The following is a 2,320-nucleotide window of genomic DNA, read 5'->3' as shown; positions in this document are numbered from 1 at the left end:
AGAAGATTTTTAAACGCCGATGAACATATCCAAGACCCATACAACACGCAGAACTATAACAAATACGGCTATGTGTACAATAACCCACTGATGTATAATGACCCGAGTGGGAAGTTTGCTTTCTTGGTGCCTATCCTTACTAAAGTCCTTATTGGGGCTATTTATGGAGCCATTGTTGGAGCTGGGGTAGGTGCAATAGCATATACTATAAAGGGATTAGTAACGAAAGAATGGTCTTGGAGTAATTTTGGTAAGGCTATATTAGGTGGTGCAATAGCAGGGGCTATTTCAGGAGGTTTAAATGGCTTGGGAGCAAGTATTTTCAGCACCAATAGTTTTATATTGAATAGTGGTACTTGGGATTTGTTGTCTAATATGATTTCCAGTGTAATCCAAGACGGTAAAATTGATTTTGCAACCATTGGAGCATCCGCTATTGGAGCATTTGTGAGTCAGAAATTACCAAAATGGAAAGGATTAGATGGTAAAGGTATTGGAGGTTGGCTAAAGAATGCGGGTGGAGAGCTATTACATGGAACATTAAAAGGTGGAATTACAGGGGGCTATTTCAGGAGGTTTCAATTCTTTATTTAGAGGTGGTAATATATGGGATGGAGTAAAAGCAGGTTTTAAAAATGGGATGTATAATGGTGCAGCACAATCTGCATTTATGATAGGAACTTTCGGAGCAACATATAAACCTTCAGAAAAACAGTTGGAATATGTAAAGAAAATGTCTAAGAAGTATAATGTTGATTATAGTAATGTAAAATGGAGGAAAGGAGGCTTGTATCAAGTTTTGCAACCATTATGGTCAAATGGAAATAAAAGGGATGTAGTTTGGGGAAATAATGTTGTAAATTTTAACAATTCAGAGCAAAATGTATTAGGACACGAATTTGGACATATAATACAAGGAAGAAATCAGGGTTGGTCCAATTTTCAGGCAAGAGGCATTTGGGAGCAACTATTTTTTAGTGAAAAAGCGTATAAAACAGATGGTTTTAATGAATGGGATGCAGAAAAAATGTTGCGAAATGTAGGAGGAAGAACTTATTAAAAAGAATAATATATGAAAAATGTAATTGTTTTAGTTTTATTATATATTGTTGTTTATAGTTGTGGAACAACAAGGCATCCACTGTATAATATTAATGATTTAAATGATAAATCATTAAGTGTTATTTCTACACTAACTATTAAAGATTTTATTTATGCTTCAAGAGAGGAGTGTGAGATTTACATAAAATCTGAACGAATTAAATTAATGAATAATTTTAAAAAAATGGAAAGATTGTATTCAGATTCTACATATAGTTTTCAACTCAATATAGGAGATCGTAAATTTTATAAAACTATCAAAAAAGACACTATTTATATCAAAAAAAATGGTAGAATAGAAATTTTTGTATTTGAAGTTGATTGATATTATTTATGTATATTGTGAAAAATACGATTTAATATTATGAATATAATGTATAATAGGAAGTTAAAATAAAAATGAAAAAAGAGTTAATAGTATTTATATCTACAATAATATTAATATTTACACATAGTTGTGTAATGCCAAAATCACCTCAAAGAATTTTTTATAAACTTAATGATTATGAGATATATAAAAAGAATGATTTTTATGGTAATGTCTATAAAGTAGATAGAAAATATTTGAATTTATGGATTTTTTCAACATATTGGCATAGCATTTATCTTTCATCCAGCTTTACATTAAGTAATGATGTACAAGTTGTAATTGATAATAGAAAATATATTTTAAAAGAATTATCAAAAGAAGAAATTAATCTTTTACCTTACATAGTTTTTTATAATGATTCTGTTAAAGTATATAATATTCAACTTAAAGAAAAGGAAATCAAAAGTGTTAATAAAATTAGTGTTTATTTAGATAAAGAATATATTTTTGAAAAACAGTAATAAAAAGATTATTGTTATTTAGGAGGTATTTTAGCCATAAGTGATGAAGCAGGAAAAAAGACATTATGACGCTTGGGATTAGTGGATAATGTGGCAGAAGTCCAGTGGACTTTTAGCGTTGGCGGTACAATGCAGAGGAAACGCATTTACAAATAGGAAGTGGGGGTATCCAAATAGGTCGCTTACAGCCTACTGCGTATAGCTTATTGCTAGATAGAGGCTACACCAGTCACGAACATCTGTTTGAAGTAGGGCTTATCCATATGAATGGGCGTTTGTATGACCCGTTATTAAGAAGATTTTTAAATGCCGATGAACATATCCAAGACCCATACAACACGCAGAACTATAACAAATACGGCTATGTGTACAATAACCCACTGATGTA

Annotated in this window: 3 protein-coding genes and 2 pseudogenes; all 5 read left to right on the top strand. The window is 30.9% G+C overall.

What is annotated here, in order from left to right; all coding sequences use genetic code 11:
- A pseudogene (locus HMPREF9699_RS11355) lies at positions 1–594 on the top strand (hypothetical protein); the annotation flags it as partial.
- Positions 548–1,060 (top strand): hypothetical protein, encoded by a 513-nt coding sequence (locus tag HMPREF9699_RS10680; protein ID WP_002664706.1) that lies wholly within the window; start codon positions 548–550, stop codon positions 1,058–1,060. The pseudogene HMPREF9699_RS11355 and the gene HMPREF9699_RS10680, both read left to right, overlap by 47 nt.
- Before the next feature lie 12 nt (positions 1,061–1,072).
- Positions 1,073–1,426 carry a hypothetical protein gene (locus HMPREF9699_RS10675; RefSeq protein WP_002664705.1) on the top strand — a complete coding sequence of 118 codons (354 nt, stop codon included), beginning with the start codon at positions 1,073–1,075 and terminating at the stop codon, positions 1,424–1,426.
- Positions 1,427–1,500: 74 nt separating this feature from the next.
- Positions 1,501–1,932 carry a hypothetical protein gene (locus HMPREF9699_RS10670; protein WP_002664703.1) on the top strand — a complete coding sequence of 144 codons (432 nt, stop codon included), beginning with the start codon at positions 1,501–1,503 and terminating at the stop codon, positions 1,930–1,932.
- 206 nt (positions 1,933–2,138) lie between these two features.
- A pseudogene (locus HMPREF9699_RS11140) lies at positions 2,139–2,320 on the top strand (RHS repeat-associated core domain-containing protein); the annotation flags it as partial.

This window comes from Bergeyella zoohelcum ATCC 43767, assembly GCF_000301075.1.
GTDB lineage: Bacteria > Bacteroidota > Bacteroidia > Flavobacteriales > Weeksellaceae > Bergeyella > Bergeyella zoohelcum.
The sequence above is the reverse complement of the archived record's forward strand: the minus strand, read 5'-3'. Positions and strand labels throughout refer to the sequence as shown.